Source organism: uncultured Tateyamaria sp. (assembly GCF_947503415.1).
In the GTDB taxonomy this organism is placed as follows: Bacteria; Pseudomonadota; Alphaproteobacteria; order Rhodobacterales; family Rhodobacteraceae; genus Tateyamaria.
Genome location: NZ_CANNDS010000002.1, coordinates 145509 through 160494 on the forward strand (window position 1 = coordinate 145509; position 14986 = coordinate 160494).

General features: G+C 59.5%; 15 protein-coding genes. 9 read left to right on the top strand and 6 right to left on the bottom strand.

Going from position 1 to position 14986, the window contains the following annotated elements; translation table 11 throughout:
* The 4 genes from Q1A32_RS11865 (at position 1) to Q1A32_RS11880 (ending at position 5872) form a co-directional block, all read left to right on the top strand.
* Positions 1–789: an AraC family transcriptional regulator gene (locus tag Q1A32_RS11865; RefSeq protein ID WP_299653306.1), complete on the top strand. Its 789-nt coding sequence runs from the start codon at positions 1–3 to the stop codon at positions 787–789.
* Between the two features lie 366 nt (positions 790–1155).
* The gene (locus tag Q1A32_RS11870; RefSeq protein ID WP_299653309.1) at positions 1156–2202 is read left to right on the top strand and encodes an ABC transporter permease; all 1047 of its coding nucleotides are present in this window, start codon (positions 1156–1158) and stop codon (positions 2200–2202) included.
* A gap of 12 nt (positions 2203–2214) precedes the next feature.
* Positions 2215–3687, top strand: coding sequence for an ABC transporter permease (locus tag Q1A32_RS11875; protein ID WP_299653312.1), 1473 nt, complete (start codon positions 2215–2217; stop codon positions 3685–3687).
* 97 nt (positions 3688–3784) lie between these two features.
* Positions 3785–5872 (top strand): ABC transporter ATP-binding protein, encoded by a 2088-nt coding sequence (locus tag Q1A32_RS11880; protein WP_299655572.1) that lies wholly within the window; start codon positions 3785–3787, stop codon positions 5870–5872.
* Between the two features lie 6 nt (positions 5873–5878).
* Here the strand turns inward: Q1A32_RS11880 and Q1A32_RS11885 are convergent, their stop codons facing one another.
* Positions 5879–6358: a hypothetical protein gene (locus tag Q1A32_RS11885; protein WP_299653315.1), complete on the bottom strand. Its 480-nt coding sequence runs from the start codon at positions 6356–6358 to the stop codon at positions 5879–5881.
* 123 nt (positions 6359–6481) lie between these two features.
* Entirely contained in the window at positions 6482–7069 is a 588-nt protein-coding gene (locus Q1A32_RS11890) for a lytic transglycosylase domain-containing protein (protein WP_299614409.1), read from the bottom strand.
* A 170-nt stretch (positions 7070–7239) separates the two neighbouring features.
* On the opposite strand from Q1A32_RS11890, the gene ssb reads away from it, so the two are divergent.
* Positions 7240–7749, top strand: a complete 510-nt coding sequence (ssb, locus tag Q1A32_RS11895; RefSeq protein WP_299653318.1) for a single-stranded DNA-binding protein — start codon at positions 7240–7242, stop codon at positions 7747–7749.
* 67 nt (positions 7750–7816) lie between these two features.
* Here ssb and Q1A32_RS11900 read toward each other — a convergent pair whose 3' ends face one another.
* From Q1A32_RS11900 to Q1A32_RS11910, 3 genes are read right to left on the bottom strand one after another with little or no spacing between them, the layout of a single operon-like run.
* Positions 7817–8413, bottom strand: coding sequence for a pyridoxamine 5'-phosphate oxidase family protein (locus Q1A32_RS11900; protein ID WP_299653321.1), 597 nt, complete (start codon positions 8411–8413; stop codon positions 7817–7819).
* A gap of 21 nt (positions 8414–8434) precedes the next feature.
* Positions 8435–9547, bottom strand: coding sequence for a 3-dehydroquinate synthase (aroB, locus tag Q1A32_RS11905; protein ID WP_299653324.1), 1113 nt, complete (start codon positions 9545–9547; stop codon positions 8435–8437).
* The gene (locus Q1A32_RS11910) at positions 9540–10127 is read right to left on the bottom strand and encodes a shikimate kinase (protein WP_299653327.1); all 588 of its coding nucleotides are present in this window, start codon (positions 10125–10127) and stop codon (positions 9540–9542) included. Before Q1A32_RS11910 ends, aroB begins: the two co-directional genes overlap by 8 nt.
* A 93-nt stretch (positions 10128–10220) precedes the next feature.
* Between Q1A32_RS11910 and Q1A32_RS11915 the strand changes: the two genes are divergently transcribed.
* Genes Q1A32_RS11915 through Q1A32_RS11925 form a run of 3 tightly spaced genes read left to right on the top strand, consistent with a single transcriptional unit; the run spans position 10221 to position 12857 of the window.
* Positions 10221–10370: a hypothetical protein gene (locus tag Q1A32_RS11915; protein WP_299614403.1), complete on the top strand. Its 150-nt coding sequence runs from the start codon at positions 10221–10223 to the stop codon at positions 10368–10370.
* Complete coding sequence (locus Q1A32_RS11920; RefSeq protein WP_299653330.1) at positions 10360–11898, top strand: hypothetical protein; 1539 nt, start codon at positions 10360–10362, stop codon at positions 11896–11898. Before Q1A32_RS11915 ends, Q1A32_RS11920 begins: the two co-directional genes overlap by 11 nt.
* Positions 11895–12857, top strand: coding sequence for a site-specific tyrosine recombinase XerD (locus Q1A32_RS11925; RefSeq protein ID WP_299653333.1), 963 nt, complete (start codon positions 11895–11897; stop codon positions 12855–12857). The genes Q1A32_RS11920 and Q1A32_RS11925 overlap by 4 nt, the downstream gene beginning before the upstream one ends.
* On the opposite strand, the gene Q1A32_RS11930 is transcribed toward Q1A32_RS11925, so the two are convergent.
* The gene (locus Q1A32_RS11930) at positions 12797–13603 is read right to left on the bottom strand and encodes a metallophosphoesterase (RefSeq protein WP_299653336.1); all 807 of its coding nucleotides are present in this window, start codon (positions 13601–13603) and stop codon (positions 12797–12799) included. The genes Q1A32_RS11925 and Q1A32_RS11930 overlap by 61 nt on opposite strands.
* A 70-nt stretch (positions 13604–13673) precedes the next feature.
* Between Q1A32_RS11930 and Q1A32_RS11935 the strand changes: the two genes are divergently transcribed.
* Complete coding sequence (locus Q1A32_RS11935) at positions 13674–14984, top strand: HlyC/CorC family transporter (protein ID WP_299653339.1); 1311 nt, start codon at positions 13674–13676, stop codon at positions 14982–14984.
* The last annotated feature ends 2 nt before the right edge of the window (positions 14985–14986 follow it).

The window sequence follows — 14986 nt, forward strand, 5'->3', positions numbered from 1 at the left end:
ATGTCCCTTCCTCCGATTGAGATAAAGCCGCTCAGCCATGTGACCGCTGGACAGGACTGGCGTCTGTCGCTTGCGCATGACCGACCAGAGCATGTCATCATCTGGGTCACCCGTGGTCAGGGGCGACTACTGCTCAATGGTACGCGGCGAGGCGTCGGCACACATAACGCTTTGACGATCCCGCCCCGCACGCTCTTTTCGCTGGAGTTAGGGCGCCAAGGCAGCGGTATGATGGCGCTCATTCCCGATGGGACCGAGATCCGCCTGCCTACGGGCCCGCGTCAATTGCGGGTCCGCGAGGTGACCTCGATCACCGAACTCACTGGCATATTCGAAGCGGCGCAACGCGAAATGACGCAAGGGCGCGCTTTGGCACAAGACGCGATTGACGCGCATATGGCGTTGATGTCGGTCTGGTTGCGACGCCAGATTTCTCAACCTGATCATCTGCCCATTGCGATGAATGCCGCGGCGCGCCTGAGCGCGCGGTTTTGCGAGCGGGTGACGCGGCAACATGCAGACGGGCTGACAATGGCCGATCACGCAGCGGCGCTGAACGTCACAGCCACCCACCTGACCCGCGCGTGCAAGGCTGCCACCGGCCGCACGGCAGCGGACCTTCTGACAGAGCGTATTCTGTACGCAGCGCGTGCGGCACTCGTTGAAACCAATGTGCCGGCGCAGGATATCGCGCGGCATCTGGGGTTTGGATCAGCTGCGTATTTTACGCGGTTCATGCAGCAACATACCGGCCAAACGCCAACGGCTCTGCGCAAGGCGGCACGATAGACAAACAGCAGGCCGAATGCCCTAAGCGTCGGCAATGTCGCAAATGGGATAGGCAAATGTCGTAAATGTATCGTGATTTTTGAAACCGTACCGTTGACCTGTGTGCACATCTGTTGCCTCATGCACGCAGGGAACAACAACGACAGCACAAGCGCACTTTGGCGACACGCCCTGGGGGATGTCGTACCGCGCGGGACGCAACAATGCGGGCAAGTCGGTCACGAGGGGACATTCGTGTAGGCAACACCACCACCAGACACTTCTGGCCCAAAGCGGCCACGTCAGAGGCGCTAAATCAAAACAAGCCGCGCCCGGCGTCAATCAACGGCGGAAAATCCGTCACAAGCCACCCAACAGGGGCGACATATGGGACTTTTCATACTCAGACGACTGGGCGTGATGTTGTTAACGGCACTTTGCCTGACATTTATCGTGTTCTTTCTGACCAATCTTTATCCGAACCTTGAAAAACTGGCCAAGACCCAAGGCAACTTCCGCATGTCGGACGAAGCCGTGGCGAGCTGGCTGGACGACCGGGGGTACATCGACAACACCTTTGTCAAATACGGCCGTTGGCTGGGGGTCGCCCCCGGTTGGGTGACCGAAAAAGACGACGGGACCGTCACGGGTCAGTGTTTTGAAGAAAACGCGCCGATGGAAGAGCGCGCCACTTTCTGCGGGGTTCTGCAGGGTGACTGGGGCTTTTCGTTGGTGTTCAAGGATGATGTGAGCAGTCTGGTGGCCACCCGGTTGGGCGCCACGGGCAAGTTGATGGGATTTGTTCTGCTGGTCATGGTTCCAATGTCGCTGCTTGTGGGTGTGCTTGCAGGAATGCGTGAGGGGTCTGGGCTGGACAGGTCATTGTCCACCTTCTCCATCGCGACCACGGCGACGCCGGAATATGTGTCCGGTGTGATCTTCATCGCCGTGTTTGCGTCATCCGCCTTTGGGCTCAAGTGGTTCAAGGGGTCGGCCACGCAGGCCATTGAAAACGCCACGTTTGAAAACTTCACACTGCCGGTGATCACCATCGCCCTTTACGGCATGGGTTACATCGCGCGGATGACAAGGGCGAGCATGACCGAAGTCATGACAGCACAATACATCCGAACGGCGCGCCTTAAGGGTGTGAGCTTTGGCAACATCGTTCTGAAACACGCACTACGGAACGCGTTGATTGCGCCCTTTACGGTGATCATGCTGCAGATCCCGTGGTTGCTGAATGGCGTCGTGATTGTCGAGACACTGTTCAACTACAAGGGCTTTGGCTGGCTGCTGGTGCAGGCAGCAGGCAACAACGACATCGAGCTCTTGCTGGCCGTGTCGGTCGTGTCCGTGGTCGTCGTGCTGATCACGCAGTTGATATCCGACATCGGCTACATCTTCCTCAACCCGCGCATTCGCATTTCATAAGGAGGCTAACCCATGGAACCTTTGACATGGACCGGCCCTCTTGGGCAATTTTTGGACCCGGTGCTGTATGTACTTTCCGCTGTTTTCCTAGTGGCGGTGGTGGTGCAAATCGTACTGAGCCTTGCGACCGGCGGCGCGCGTGTGATCACCAACCCCGACGGCACACTCAGTTCAGCGGGCGGAGCGTATGATCTGTCCGCGATAGCGACCCGGTGGCTGGGGGCCGGACTTCTGCTTGTCGTTCTTGGCTATATCGCCGTCGGCGTGTTCGGCGGACCAGACACGGCTGGCATCATCGGCGGCATGAGCCAACAGCTCTTGCCGGTGTGGATCGCTCTGATTGTCACCTTCGTTCTGTCGATCAAGTTCAAACGCAAGCTGGGTCTGTACGGCAAACTCTTTGACTCCACCGTTGGCATGATCGGTTTCGCATTGGTCATGTTCTGGGTCTATGCGGGCGTCATGGCTGGCGTCCTCGATTGGATCACAACCCACGAGAGCCTGTCACAGGTTTCCGGTATGAAGAACAAGGTGCCGGGCACACCACTGCGCGGCGCTGAAGAGGGTGAGTATGCCTGGTATCTTCTGGGTGGCGACAACCTTGCGCGAGACGTCTTCAGCCGCCTCTTCAAAGGCGCGTGGGTGGTGGTGCAAATCGCACCGCTTGCGACGCTCTTTGCGTTCATGGTTGGCATCACGCTGGGTCTGCCTGCAGGCTATTACGGCGGCCGCCTCGACACGATCCTGTCGTTCCTTGCCAACCTGATCCTGGCCTTCCCCGTAATCCTGTTGTTCTATCTGCTGGTCACACCAGAGATCGTGGCGACAGGCATTCCGAATTATATGGCAACGGTGCTGTTCATTTTCCCCCTGATCTTCATCGCGGTACTTCTGAACTCGCGCTACTACACGCAGCCGAGTTTTCGGACACCACTTCTTATCGTGGTGCTGGGAGTCTTGGCGTGGATCTACCTGTCCCTGATCTCGACCGGTGGTTCGATTGTCTCCACGGACACCTACCGCATCCCGGGCCTGCCCAATGCTGTTGATCTGTTCAACATCGATCCCGGCATTCTGGTGGTTTTTGTTTCGGTCGTGTTCGTGAATGCGCCCACCGTGTTCCGGATCGTGCGGGGGCTCGCCCTTGATATCAAGACGCGAGACTATGTGGCGGCGGCGCAAACGCGCGGCGAGGGTCCGTGGTACATCATGTTGTGGGAAATCCTGCCCAACGCGCGTGGTCCCCTGATCGTCGATTTCTGCCTGCGCATTGGCTACACCACCATCCTGTTGGGAACGCTGGGTTTCTTTGGACTGGGTCTGGAATCCGAAAGCCCGGATTGGGGCACCACGATCAACGCGGGACGGCGATTGCTGGCGGTTTATCCGCATGCCGCCATTGCCCCTGCCGTGTCGCTTCTGACGCTGGTGTTGGGCTTGAACCTGCTGGCGGACGGGCTGCGCGAAGAAAGCCTCAAGGACTGAGTTGAGACGGAGGGACCGGGGGCCAGCCCCCGGACCCCCGAAGTTTATCTGGCAAGATGAAGTGAGCAAACTTCACGGCCTGACGGGAGAGAAGAAGATGGCGAAACAGGACTATGACGGACCGATCCTTGAGATCGACAAGCTGAGCATTTCCTTCTTTACGCGGCTGCGGGAAATCCCGGCGGTGATGGACTTTTCTGTTACAGTACAGCCGGGCGAGGCCGTGGGACTGGTTGGTGAGTCCGGCTGTGGCAAATCCACCGTGGCGCTTGGGGTCATGCAGGATCTTGGCAAGAACGGACGCATTGTAGGCGGATCCATCAAATTCAAGGGCCGCGATCTGCAAGAGATGAGCGCCGAGGAACTGCGCGACATCCGCGGGTCCGAGATCGCTATGATTTATCAGGAGCCGATGGCGTCCCTGAACCCTGCCATGAAGATCGGCAAACAGCTGATGGAAGTGCCCATGATCCACCAGGGCATGTCGGAGAAGGACGCTTATGACCGTGCGCTCCAGGTGGTCACGGATGTGAAACTGCCAGACCCCAAGCGGATGCTGAATGCGTTCCCGCACCAGCTGTCAGGCGGGCAACAACAGCGTATCGTGATCGCCATGGCACTGATGTCAGAGCCGTCGCTGTTGATCCTTGATGAGCCGACGACTGCTTTGGATGTGACCGTTGAGGCCGCCGTGGTCGAGCTGGTGAAGGATCTGGGCAAGAAATACGGCACCTCGATGCTGTTCATCAGCCACAACCTTGGTCTGGTGCTTGAGACGTGTGACCGCATTTGCGTGATGTATTCCGGCGAAGCGGTGGAACGCGGGTCAATCAAACAGGTTTTTGACGAGATGCAGCACCCCTATACGCAGGCGCTGTTCCGGTCGATCCCGCTGCCCGGCGCGGACAAGAACGCGCGCCCGCTGGTGGCGATCCCTGGCAACTTCCCCCTGCCCCATGAACGCCCGCCCGGCTGCAACTTTGGCCCCCGCTGCGACTATTTCGAAGACGGCCTCTGCAACGAAAAGAAAGCCATCCCAATGTTCCCCGCGAACGAGGATGGCAGCCACGAAACCCGCTGCCTCAAGTTCCAAGAGATCGACTGGAATGCGCCCATCACACTTGGCGAACAGAAGCAAAAGGGCGAAGTGGGCGACGTCGTCCTGAAGATGGACAAGCTGAAGAAGTACTACGAAGTTGCCGCTTCCGCGCTGTTTTCCTCTGGTGAGAAAAAGGTTGTGAAGGCCAATGAGACGCTCAGCTTCGAAGCCCGCGAATCCGAAACGCTTGCTATCGTGGGCGAGTCTGGGTGCGGAAAATCCACCTTTGCCAAGGTGTTGATGGGTCTGGAAACCGCGACCGAAGGCACAATCACCCTTGGCAACAAGGCGATTCAGGACGTGCCGATTGAGGAGCGCGACACCCAAACGGTGGCGGATGTTCAGATGGTGTTCCAGAACCCGTTCGACACGCTGAACCCGTCCATGACGGTCGGACGGCAAATCGTGCGTGCGCTGGAAATCTTCAAGATCGGCAAGAACGAGGCCGAGCGCTGGCAGCGCATGCTTGAGCTATTGGACCTTGTGAAACTGCCCCGCGCCTTTGCCGAACGGATGCCCCGGCAGTTGTCGGGCGGTCAAAAACAACGTGTCGGCATCGCCCGGGCCTTTGCCGGTGATGCACGTATTGTTGTCGCGGACGAGCCTGTATCGGCTTTGGATGTGTCGGTTCAAGCCGCTGTCACAGATCTGCTGATGGAAATTCAGCGCGAACACAAAACCACGCTGCTGTTTATCTCCCACGACCTGTCTATCGTGCGCTATCTCAGCGACCGGGTGATGGTGATGTATCTGGGCCATGTGGTCGAACTCGGCTCAACCGAACAGGTATTCTCGCCGCCCTACCACCCGTATACCGAAGCGCTTTTGAGTGCGGTTCCCATCGCGGACACGTCGGTCGAGAAAAAGCACATCGTCCTAGAAGGCGATATTCCGTCGGCCATGAACCCGCCACCCGGGTGCCCGTTCCAGACGCGGTGCCGGTGGAAATCCGATGTGCCAGGGGGCTTGTGCGAGAAAGAGGTTCCGCCCGTGCGCCATCTTGCAGAAGGACATCAGGTCAAGTGCCATCTGGCGGACGACATTCTGGCCCGGATGGAGCCTGTGATTAAGATCGCAGCCGAATAAGCGTGTTCACCCCGTGGCGGCTGTGTAGTTCTGCACGGATTGCCAAAAGCCCGGGATAACAACCGTTTCAGCCCAATACCGCAGGTCGGTGAAGTTCGCAGCGACCACGCCTGCGCAGTAAGCGGTCCAGAATTGCCATGCGCGTTGCGCTGTGCGGGAAAAAATAAGCGTCCACAAGAACGCGACAGGTGCGATGACGACGGCGCCGATGTAGGCCGCCATCTTGGCATCCGCGAGTATCAAGCCGTAAAGCGTCAAATAATCCAGCGTGATAATGAACAAGAACCCGATGTTCATCGAGAACAGCAATCCCGCGATCCCCCCGGCCATTCCGCCCGCAGCCAACATATCAAGGTGAAACCGACGTTCTTTATAGGCCGTGTGAATGAGTTTGGGTCGTTCGATGACGACATCACTTGCGTTCAACGCCTTGCCGCTGTTGATCCGCCCAAGGCGCTCTTCGAATGTGGATTGTCCCGGTTTCATGTTTGCCCCTGTATCGCTACTTGGTTCTCGGCTTACGTGCATCGGGTGGCACATTTATGGCGAAAAAAGCGCGATGAAGGGGCGGCTGGCGTTTTTAGCGTAAACTGTGATCGTCGACGGGGTTTAGCTGCCCCAGATGATTTTCACGTAATTCCGGGTTTCGCGAAATGGCGGCACGCCGTTATACTTTTTCACGGCACCGGGTCCGGCGTTGTACGCGGCCAATGCAAGGCGCCAACTGCCAAAGGTTCGGTATTGCTGTTTGAGGTACCGCGCGCCGCCTTCCAGGTTTTCCGCGGGATCCTTGGCATCAACGCCCAGACTGCGCGCCGTGCCGGGCATGAGCTGCGCCAGACCGTATGCCCCTTTGTGAGATTTGGCCTTGGAATTCCAGCCGCTTTCCTGCTGCACAAGCCGCAGGAACAGGTCCTCTGGCACACCGTGCCGCCTTGCCGCATCCTTGGCGAGTGTCAGGTACGGTCCGCGATACTTGCCACGGTACTTCTTGGTCTCGGTGTCCCACTTGGTGGGTGTGACAACCTTGGGTGGCTGCAATCGAACGGAGTTGGAGTACTGCTTGGCTGCACGGGTGTCCAAAACGCTGGTTTGCGATTTAAATAACGTGTTGCGGCTTTTGGACGACAGGTTTTGCGCCGCTCCAGCCTCAGCCAAGAAGGCGGCGATTATCGCCCCAGCCCAGAGTGCTCGCATCTTACCCAATCCCCAGATCGTACACTGTCACCGTTTCTTGGCGCGCAATATACGAGTTTTTCGCCGACTTGCCACCTCTGAGATTTAAGTCTGCATTAACCATGTGTAGTCTAGCCAGAACGCAAGGCCGCGGCACGGAATCAGCTCGGCAAAGGACAAAGGGGAAAAACATGGCAGGGTCCGTCAACAAGGTCATTCTGATCGGCAATCTGGGACGCGATCCCGAGGTGCGGACATTCCAGAATGGCGGCAAGGTGTGCAACCTGCGCATCGCGACATCCGAAACGTGGAAAGACCGCAACACGGGCGAGCGCAAGGAGCGCACGGAATGGCATTCGGTTGCCATCTTCTCGGAACCGTTGGCGCGGGTGGCCGAGCAGTATCTGCGAAAAGGGTCCAAAGTGTATCTGGAAGGCCAGCTTGAGACCCGCAAATGGCAGGATCAATCGGGCCAGGATCGGTATTCAACCGAAGTGGTGCTGCGCCCCTACACCTCGACACTGACGATGCTCGATGGGCGCAGTGAAGGCGGCGGCGGTGGCAACTTTGGCGGCGGTGGTGGCGGCGGCCAGATGGGGTATGATGATCGCGATGGAGGCTATGGCGGCGGCGGCGGTGGTGGCAGCAGCCAACCGAGCCCGGCACCCAGTCGTGATCTGGACGATGAAATCCCGTTCTGATCATCACATCAGAGAAAAGAAAGGCTCGCGACAATATCGCGGGCCTTTTGTTTTTAAGGGCGGACACTCAGTACATTGATCGGGCGTAGACCTCGTCCACCGCCTCTTGGTCCGTGTTCTCCACCGGCATCGCCGTGTGATCCTTCAGGATGTCGAGGAGCGTCGGCACGGGCCGTTCCACGGGCCATGTCTCGGGCTTCCACAGACCGGATCTCAACGGCGCTTTGCCGCAATGCGTGTAAATTTCATCTGCTGTGATCCGCACCACCGTCTTGGGACTGCGCCCGTTGACCTGAAACTGGTCGCAAAGTGCAGGATCATCGCTGATCTCTGCGGTTCCATTGACGCGCAATGTCTCTGTCACGGATGGGATCATAAAGACCAATGCGACCTTCGGATGCGCCAGAATGTTCAAAAGGCTGTCGATCCGATTGTTGCCGGGGCGGTCAGGCAAAAAGAGCGTCGTATCCGATTCGACTGTGACAAATCCCGCCGGATCGCCCTTGGGCGACACATCCAGATTTTTTCCGTCCGACGTCGCAAGCACCAGGAAAGTCGAATGCTCGATAAACTGGCGGCAATGGTGATCGAATGTCGAAATCACCTTGGCAGCGGCAAGCGTGTGAGGCGCGCCGTAGAGTTCTCTCAGTTTCTCCGGGGTCATCCGGGCACCTCCTGGGATTGTTCAACGCGCCGCAAGCGCGTCCTCCAACACTGACATCACCACGTCGCGCGGAACGTCCGAGGTCACAAACGCCTCGCCAATCCCGCGCGCCAAGACGAAATTCAACGTGCCGGCCACGACCTTCTTGTCTTGCCCCATCAGGTCCAACAGACCAGCAGCATCCGGTAAATCACCTTGAATATCGGCGATATCCGTCTTCATGCCCATGGTTTTCATATGGGCACGCACCCGGCTGGGATCCTCTTGCGAACACAGCCCCAGACGGGACGACAACTCGAAGGCCAGACCACAGCCAACAGCGACACCTTCGCCATGCAAAAGGCGATCTGAATACCCGGTCGCCGCCTCAAGCGCGTGGCAGAACGTGTGCCCAAGGTTCAGAAGGGCACGGTCGCCCTGCTCCGTCTCGTCCCGGGTCACAATCTCCGCCTTCATCTCGACCGACCGCTTTACGGCGGCCACACGCAAAGCCATATCACCAGCGGCCATGGCCGGGGCGTTCGCTTCGAGCCATGCAAAGAACGCGGCATCGCCAAGAAGCCCGTATTTCATCACTTCGCCATAGCCAGCCAGGAAATCCCTCTCGGACAGCGACCCCAACATATCCGTGTCGGCCAGTACAAGGCTGGGCTGGTGAAAGGCTCCGGCGAGGTTCTTGCCCTGCGCCGTGTTAATCCCGGTCTTGCCACCGACAGAGCTGTCCACTTGCGCCAGCAAAGACGTCGGCACCTGAACAAAACGCACGCCTCGGCGCAGAATGGCACAGGCAAAGCCTACCAGGTCACCAATCACACCGCCGCCCAATGCCACGACAACGTCCTGCCGTTCGATCTTCTGATCCAGCAACCATTCCGTCACCTGCCCCAGATGCGCCCAGCTCTTGGTCGCTTCTCCGGGCGGCAGCTCAAGAGCAACAGCCTCGACCCCGGCAGAGGCCAAACCAGCGCACAAGGCATCCAGATGCAGGGCAGCCACGCGGCTTTCTGTGACGACAGCCACGCGCGGTCGGGGCAAAAGCGGCGCAATCAGCGGCCCGGCCTCGGCCAAAAGGCCCGGCCCGATCAGCACATCATAGGCGCGGTCCCCCAACGGGACATGCACTGTCTCACGCATCCACTTTCTCCAAAACATCGGGACGTTCGGCCAAAAGCGTCGCAATCACCCGGTCCACCATTTCATCAATGCTCAGGTCGGGCATAGAGGGCACCGTCACATCCGCAAGCGCATAAAGCGGCACGCGCGCGGAATAGATCTCAGCCAGCGTCGCGCGCGGGTCAGCCGTGCGCAGCAACGGTCGCGTGTCCTTGTGCCGAACCCGTTGCCACAGCAGCGCAAGATCAGCGTTCAGCCAGACCGACACACCCCGTTCCGAGATATTTGCGCGATTTTCCTCGGCCAGAAAGGCCCCGCCCCCAGTGGACAGGATGCCCCGTTCCTCATCCAAAAGACGTGATATGACTTGCGTTTCCTTGGTCCGAAAAAACGGCTCACCGTCGCGCTCAAAAATTTCAGGCACGGTCATGTTGGCAGCAGATTCGATCTCTGCATCACTGTCCAGGAAAGGCACACCCAAGCGCACAGCCAGCCCGCGTCCGACGGCAGTCTTGCCGGCACCCATCATTCCGACCATGACGACGGTCTTCTTCAATCGAAAACCGGCCTCAACCACACTATTCTGCTGATTTTCGCTCATATGCCCGTCAATGACGTGATTTTGTAAAAAAGGCCATATATGCTTTGAGCAAAACAAAGAAACACCACTAAGAATTCTGGGGCAGTCGAACACATGATCCGTCTATTCAAGCTGTTGATCTTTCTCGCGATCATCGGATTCATCGGGCTTGTTGGCTATGCCTACGTGGGTGAGTATTTCGGGGCCAACTTTTCGCCCCCTCAGGATGAAACACGTTTGCCCGTGACACTGGATGCGGAATAAGTCCTGCGCGCTTCTGGCCGCGCTTTTGTGCGCAGGCACAACCTTGAGTGGGCAAGAGCAGGCAACGGCGCCGCTTAGCGTGATCGATTGGCTCGACACGCAAGAGGCCATACAAGCCGCGCAACCCGCCCCAACAGAGCCAAACGTCACCAGCAACGGCAATGTGCCAGCGGTGACGGTCAAACCGCTTGGCGATGCGGCAGCTCAACGGGTTGGTCTCGCGCCATCCAACGTCACCGGTCTTCCAGACACGCTTTGGTCGTCCAGTTCTGGTGCGAACCTGAGCCGGGCGGTGGAACGGCTGCCCGATGCCCCCTTGCCTGCATTGCAGTCCCTGACGTTGACGTTGCTTCTGGCAGAAGCCAACCCGCCACGCGGCGATGCCACGATGTTTGATGTGGCGCGCATTGACGCTCTGACACGGCTTGGCGCTTTGGATCCGGCCCTAGCCCTTTTGGAGCAAACGGCCATCGACCGCGATCCGGCCCTGTTTGCCCGCTTCATGGATCTGTCGCTGATCGCAGGCACCGAAGGCGGTGCATGTGCAATATTGAGGCAGAACCCTGCCCTGTCGCCCGGCAAGGCGCATGATGTCTTCTGTGCCGCGCGCGCTGGCGAATGGGACAATGCCGTTCTTGTCCTCGGGACATCGCGCGTTCTTGGCCTGATCGAGCCTGCCATGGCCGACGCATTGGAGCGGTTTCTTGATCCGGACCTGTTCGAAGGCGAACCGCCCCTGCCCGTTCCCGCCACTCCTGATCCACTCGCCTTCCGTCTGTTCCAAGCAATTGGAACGCCGATCCCGACACGCAGCTGGCCTGTAGCCTATGCCAATGCCGACCTGTCCCAGACCGCCGGATGGAAGGCCCAGTTGGAGGCGGCAGAGCGTTTGGCAGCACGCGGTGCCTTGGGCGACAACAGGCTGCTGGGACTTTATACGCAGCGCCGTCCAGCCGCTTCGGGCGGGGTATGGGACCGCGCTGCCGCGGTGCAACGCTTTGAAACGGCCTTGGGTACCGGCAGTGCCGATGCCGTTTCCAAGACATTGCCAAGCGCTTGGCAGGCCATGCGCGATGTCCGATTGCAAACCGTATTCGCAGCGCTGTTTGCTGATAAACTGTCTGCGCTTGTGGTCAGTGGCCCGACTGCCGACCGCGCCTTCGACGTTCTGCTGTTGTCGCCAGCCTACGAAAACGCAAGCGTTACCTTCCCATCCCGCGCGCTGAGCCGACCCATCCTGACGGCTGTGGCAACAGGCACAGTGCCGCCGGATCTGACAGCCGAAGGTATCGAAGCGGCGGTCCTGTCCGCGTTTTCGGACGCCCCGGCAGACCCGGATATCGTGGCGCAAGCGCAGTCCGGTGCGTTGGGGGCCGCCCTGCTGGGCACCATTGCGCTCACCCATGCAGGTACTGCAGGTGACGTCGCGCAGCTGACAACGGGGCTGGCCACCTTGCGTGCCTTGGGGCTTGAGGATGTCGCACGCCGCACCGCTCTTCAGGTTCTGTTGCTGGAGGGGACGGGATGAGTCACCGCTGGATTTCCACCTTCCTTGACGCGCAAGCCGCCGAACTTGGGGCTGCGCGCAACACGCTTCTGGCCTATGGCCGCGACCTCAAGGATGTGGACGCGTGGCTTGCCGGTCAGGCGGCCGATTTCGAAAAGGCCAGCACGGCGCAGATCGAAGCCTACCTGATCCATTGCGACGCGCAGGGCCTTGCCAAGTCGACGCGCGCGCGGCGCCTCTCTGCCATCAAGCAACTCTATCGGTTCGCATTTGAGGAAGGCTGGCGCAGTGACAACCCCGCAATCCAGATCGCCAGCCCCGGTCAGGACAAACGCCTGCCCAAGACACTGGACGAAGAAGAGGTGGATCGCTTGCTGGCTGCCGCACGCACCTTTGGGCGCGGCGATCATGACAAGCTGCGCGACACGTGCCTGATGGAGCTACTCTATGCAACAGGCATGCGGGTTAGTGAGTTGGTCAGCCTGCCCGTATCTTCCGCGCGGGGCGATCCGCAAATGCTGCTGATCCTCGGCAAGGGCGGCAAGGAACGCATGGTGCCCCTGTCGCCACCGGCGCGCGCCGCATTGAGGGCCTGGATCAGTGTGCGCGACGACAAGCAAAGCGCGGGCGAGGACAAGGGCGCCCCGCCGTCCCGGTTTCTCTTTCCCTCACGCGGGGCGTCGGGGTATCTGACGCGCCACTGGTTCTATGCTCGGATCAAATCACTGGCTGTCCATGGCGGCGTGGACCCGTCCAAGGTCACGCCGCATACCCTGCGCCACGCCTTTGCCACCCATCTGCTGGCGGGTGGCGCAGATTTGCGCGCGATCCAGACCATGCTGGGCCACGCCGATGTGGCAACGACCGAGATATACACTCACGTCGTTGACGAACGCCTGACACAGCTTGTGCTGGATCATCACCCACTGGCCAAGGACAGTCGCAAGTCGGGTGGCAAGACATCCTCGGACGGCCAGTAACCACTGCGCAACGTGATGTCGTAGCCGTGGGTTAGGCTTGCACTTTCCATATCATTCACAGCGGCTTGCACATCATAGTTCAACCGGTGCAATGCCACATCACCATCTGAAACAGTGGCAAACTCGGTCTGAGATGTCCCATTGTGGGGCGGCATGCCCACGACGCCTGCATTGATCCAACGCCCTTTGCTCAATTCCCGCTCAAACGCGATGCCGGAATGCCCGGCAAGAACGCGGTCCACCGGCCCGGCAACCACCTCCAACGCGTCCCATTCGCCTTCAAGCGCATCCGCGGGCGACGATGACCACAAAAACCGCGCCACATCCGTTACGCCGCCATGGATCACGCCATAGCGCGCACCAGCATGGGTGAAGGTAAGGACATCGGGCAATCCGGCCATCCAGGCCCGGTCTGCTTGGCCCACGCGTGTATCGGCAAACCCGTACCACCCCATGGATAGCAGGTCACACGCCGTGCCCTCATCAAATCCACACCCGCAATCAGCTGCGCCCGCGGCCAACTGTATTTCGCAATTGCCAGCCACCACCGAACACCCGGCAGCGCGGATCGCCGCCACCGTCTCGGCGGGGCGCGCGCAATAGGCGACCACATCACCGGTACAGATGGCGTAAGCGCCGCGCGCCTGCGCCTCGGCCAACACCGCCTGCGTGGCCTGCAAATTGGAATACGGTCCGCCAAAGACCAACACAGGCCCCTCAATCTGCCCCAGATCCTGCACGCGCATGGTGTCGCATCCCTTGATTGCGTCGCCTCACACCCCCATAACCCAAGGGCGATCAAAGGATAAATCACGAATGGAAGACCCCACAACGGCGCTGGATGCAGCGTTCTGGATCACAAGCGCCGTGATCCTTGGCCTGTTGGTCATGTCCGGCTTTTTCTCCGGCTCCGAGACGGCCCTGACAGCTGCGTCACGTGGCAAGCTGCGCGGTCTTGCGGATCGCGGCTCTGCGGGGGCTGAACGCGCGCTCAAGATCACCGAGGACAACGAGCGGCTGATCGGCTCCGTCCTGCTGGGCAATAACCTTGTGAACATCCTGGCCACGTCGCTGGCGACGGCCATCTTCACACGGGCCTTTGGCGAATCCGGTGTGGCACTGGCCACACTGGTGATGACACTTCTGGTGCTGATCTTCGCCGAAGTGCTGCCCAAAACCTACGCCATCACCAACTCCGAAACTGCCGCATCGCTGGTGTCGCGTCCAATTTCCGTGGTCGTCACTGTCTTTTCGCCGATCGTCGCCGCCGTTCGTTTGCTCGTGCGCGGTGTGTTGCGCCTGTTCGGGGTCCAGATTGACCCCGACAGCCACATCATGGCCGTGCGCGAGGAGATCGCGGGTGCCTTGCAACTCGGTCATTCCGAAGGCGTCGTGGAGAAAGAAGACCGCGACCGTATCCTTGGCGCACTGGATTTAGGCGACCGCACGGTCGAGGAGATTATGCTTCATCGTTCTGGCATCGAAATGATCGACGCCGAGGATGAGCCGCAAGCCATCCTCGAACAATGCCTCAAATCCAACCACACCCGCCTGCCCGTCTTCCGGGGAGAGCAGGAAAACATCACCGGCGTGATCCACGCCAAGGATCTGTTGCGCGCCATGTATCAGGTGATCGGTGGACCCGAGGGCGACGCGAGTGCGCTCAAATCCTTCGACATCAGTCAGGTGGCGATGGCCCCGTATTTTGTGCCGGAAACCACAACCCTTGATGACCAGATGCGGCAGTTTCTGCGCATGCGCACCCACTTTGCGCTGGTTGTGGACGAATACGGTTCACTTCAAGGCCTCATCACGCTCGAAGATATTCTAGAAGAAATCGTGGGTGAAATTACGGACGAGTTCGACCCGGACAGCGAACACGCCGTGCAGCGCGGGGAAGACGGGCATTTCCATATCGATGGTGCCATGACGATCCGCGACCTGAACCGGGCCACTGACTGGAATCTGCCGGATGAAGAGGCGAACACCGTTGCGGGCCTCGTGATCCACGAGGCCCAGACCATCCCGACCGTCGGACAGGTCTTCAGCTTCCACGGCTTTCGGTTCGAGGTGACCGCACGGGAAGGCAACCGCATCACAGCGCTGCGCATCCAGACGCTGGACTAGCG

Excerpts from the sequence above, each read along its gene's own strand:
- Q1A32_RS11865 (WP_299653306.1), top strand. The coding sequence starts at position 1 with ATGTCCCTTCCTCCGATTGAGATAAAGCCGCTCAGCCATGTGACCGCT.
- Q1A32_RS11870 (WP_299653309.1), top strand. The coding sequence starts at position 1,156 with ATGGGACTTTTCATACTCAGACGACTGGGCGTGATGTTGTTAACGGCA.
- Q1A32_RS11875 (WP_299653312.1), top strand. The coding sequence starts at position 2,215 with ATGGAACCTTTGACATGGACCGGCCCTCTTGGGCAATTTTTGGACCCG.
- Q1A32_RS11880 (WP_299655572.1), top strand. The coding sequence starts at position 3,785 with ATGGCGAAACAGGACTATGACGGACCGATCCTTGAGATCGACAAGCTG.
- Q1A32_RS11885 (WP_299653315.1), bottom strand. The coding sequence starts at position 6,358 with ATGAAACCGGGACAATCCACATTCGAAGAGCGCCTTGGGCGGATCAAC.
- Q1A32_RS11890 (WP_299614409.1), bottom strand. The coding sequence starts at position 7,069 with ATGCGAGCACTCTGGGCTGGGGCGATAATCGCCGCCTTCTTGGCTGAG.
- ssb (WP_299653318.1), top strand. The coding sequence starts at position 7,240 with ATGGCAGGGTCCGTCAACAAGGTCATTCTGATCGGCAATCTGGGACGC.
- Q1A32_RS11900 (WP_299653321.1), bottom strand. The coding sequence starts at position 8,413 with ATGACCCCGGAGAAACTGAGAGAACTCTACGGCGCGCCTCACACGCTT.
- aroB (WP_299653324.1), bottom strand. The coding sequence starts at position 9,547 with ATGCGTGAGACAGTGCATGTCCCGTTGGGGGACCGCGCCTATGATGTG.
- Q1A32_RS11910 (WP_299653327.1), bottom strand. The coding sequence starts at position 10,127 with ATGAGCGAAAATCAGCAGAATAGTGTGGTTGAGGCCGGTTTTCGATTG.
- Q1A32_RS11915 (WP_299614403.1), top strand. The coding sequence starts at position 10,221 with ATGATCCGTCTATTCAAGCTGTTGATCTTTCTCGCGATCATCGGATTC.
- Q1A32_RS11920 (WP_299653330.1), top strand. The coding sequence starts at position 10,360 with ATGCGGAATAAGTCCTGCGCGCTTCTGGCCGCGCTTTTGTGCGCAGGC.
- Q1A32_RS11925 (WP_299653333.1), top strand. The coding sequence starts at position 11,895 with ATGAGTCACCGCTGGATTTCCACCTTCCTTGACGCGCAAGCCGCCGAA.
- Q1A32_RS11930 (WP_299653336.1), bottom strand. The coding sequence starts at position 13,603 with ATGCGCGTGCAGGATCTGGGGCAGATTGAGGGGCCTGTGTTGGTCTTT.
- Q1A32_RS11935 (WP_299653339.1), top strand. The coding sequence starts at position 13,674 with ATGGAAGACCCCACAACGGCGCTGGATGCAGCGTTCTGGATCACAAGC.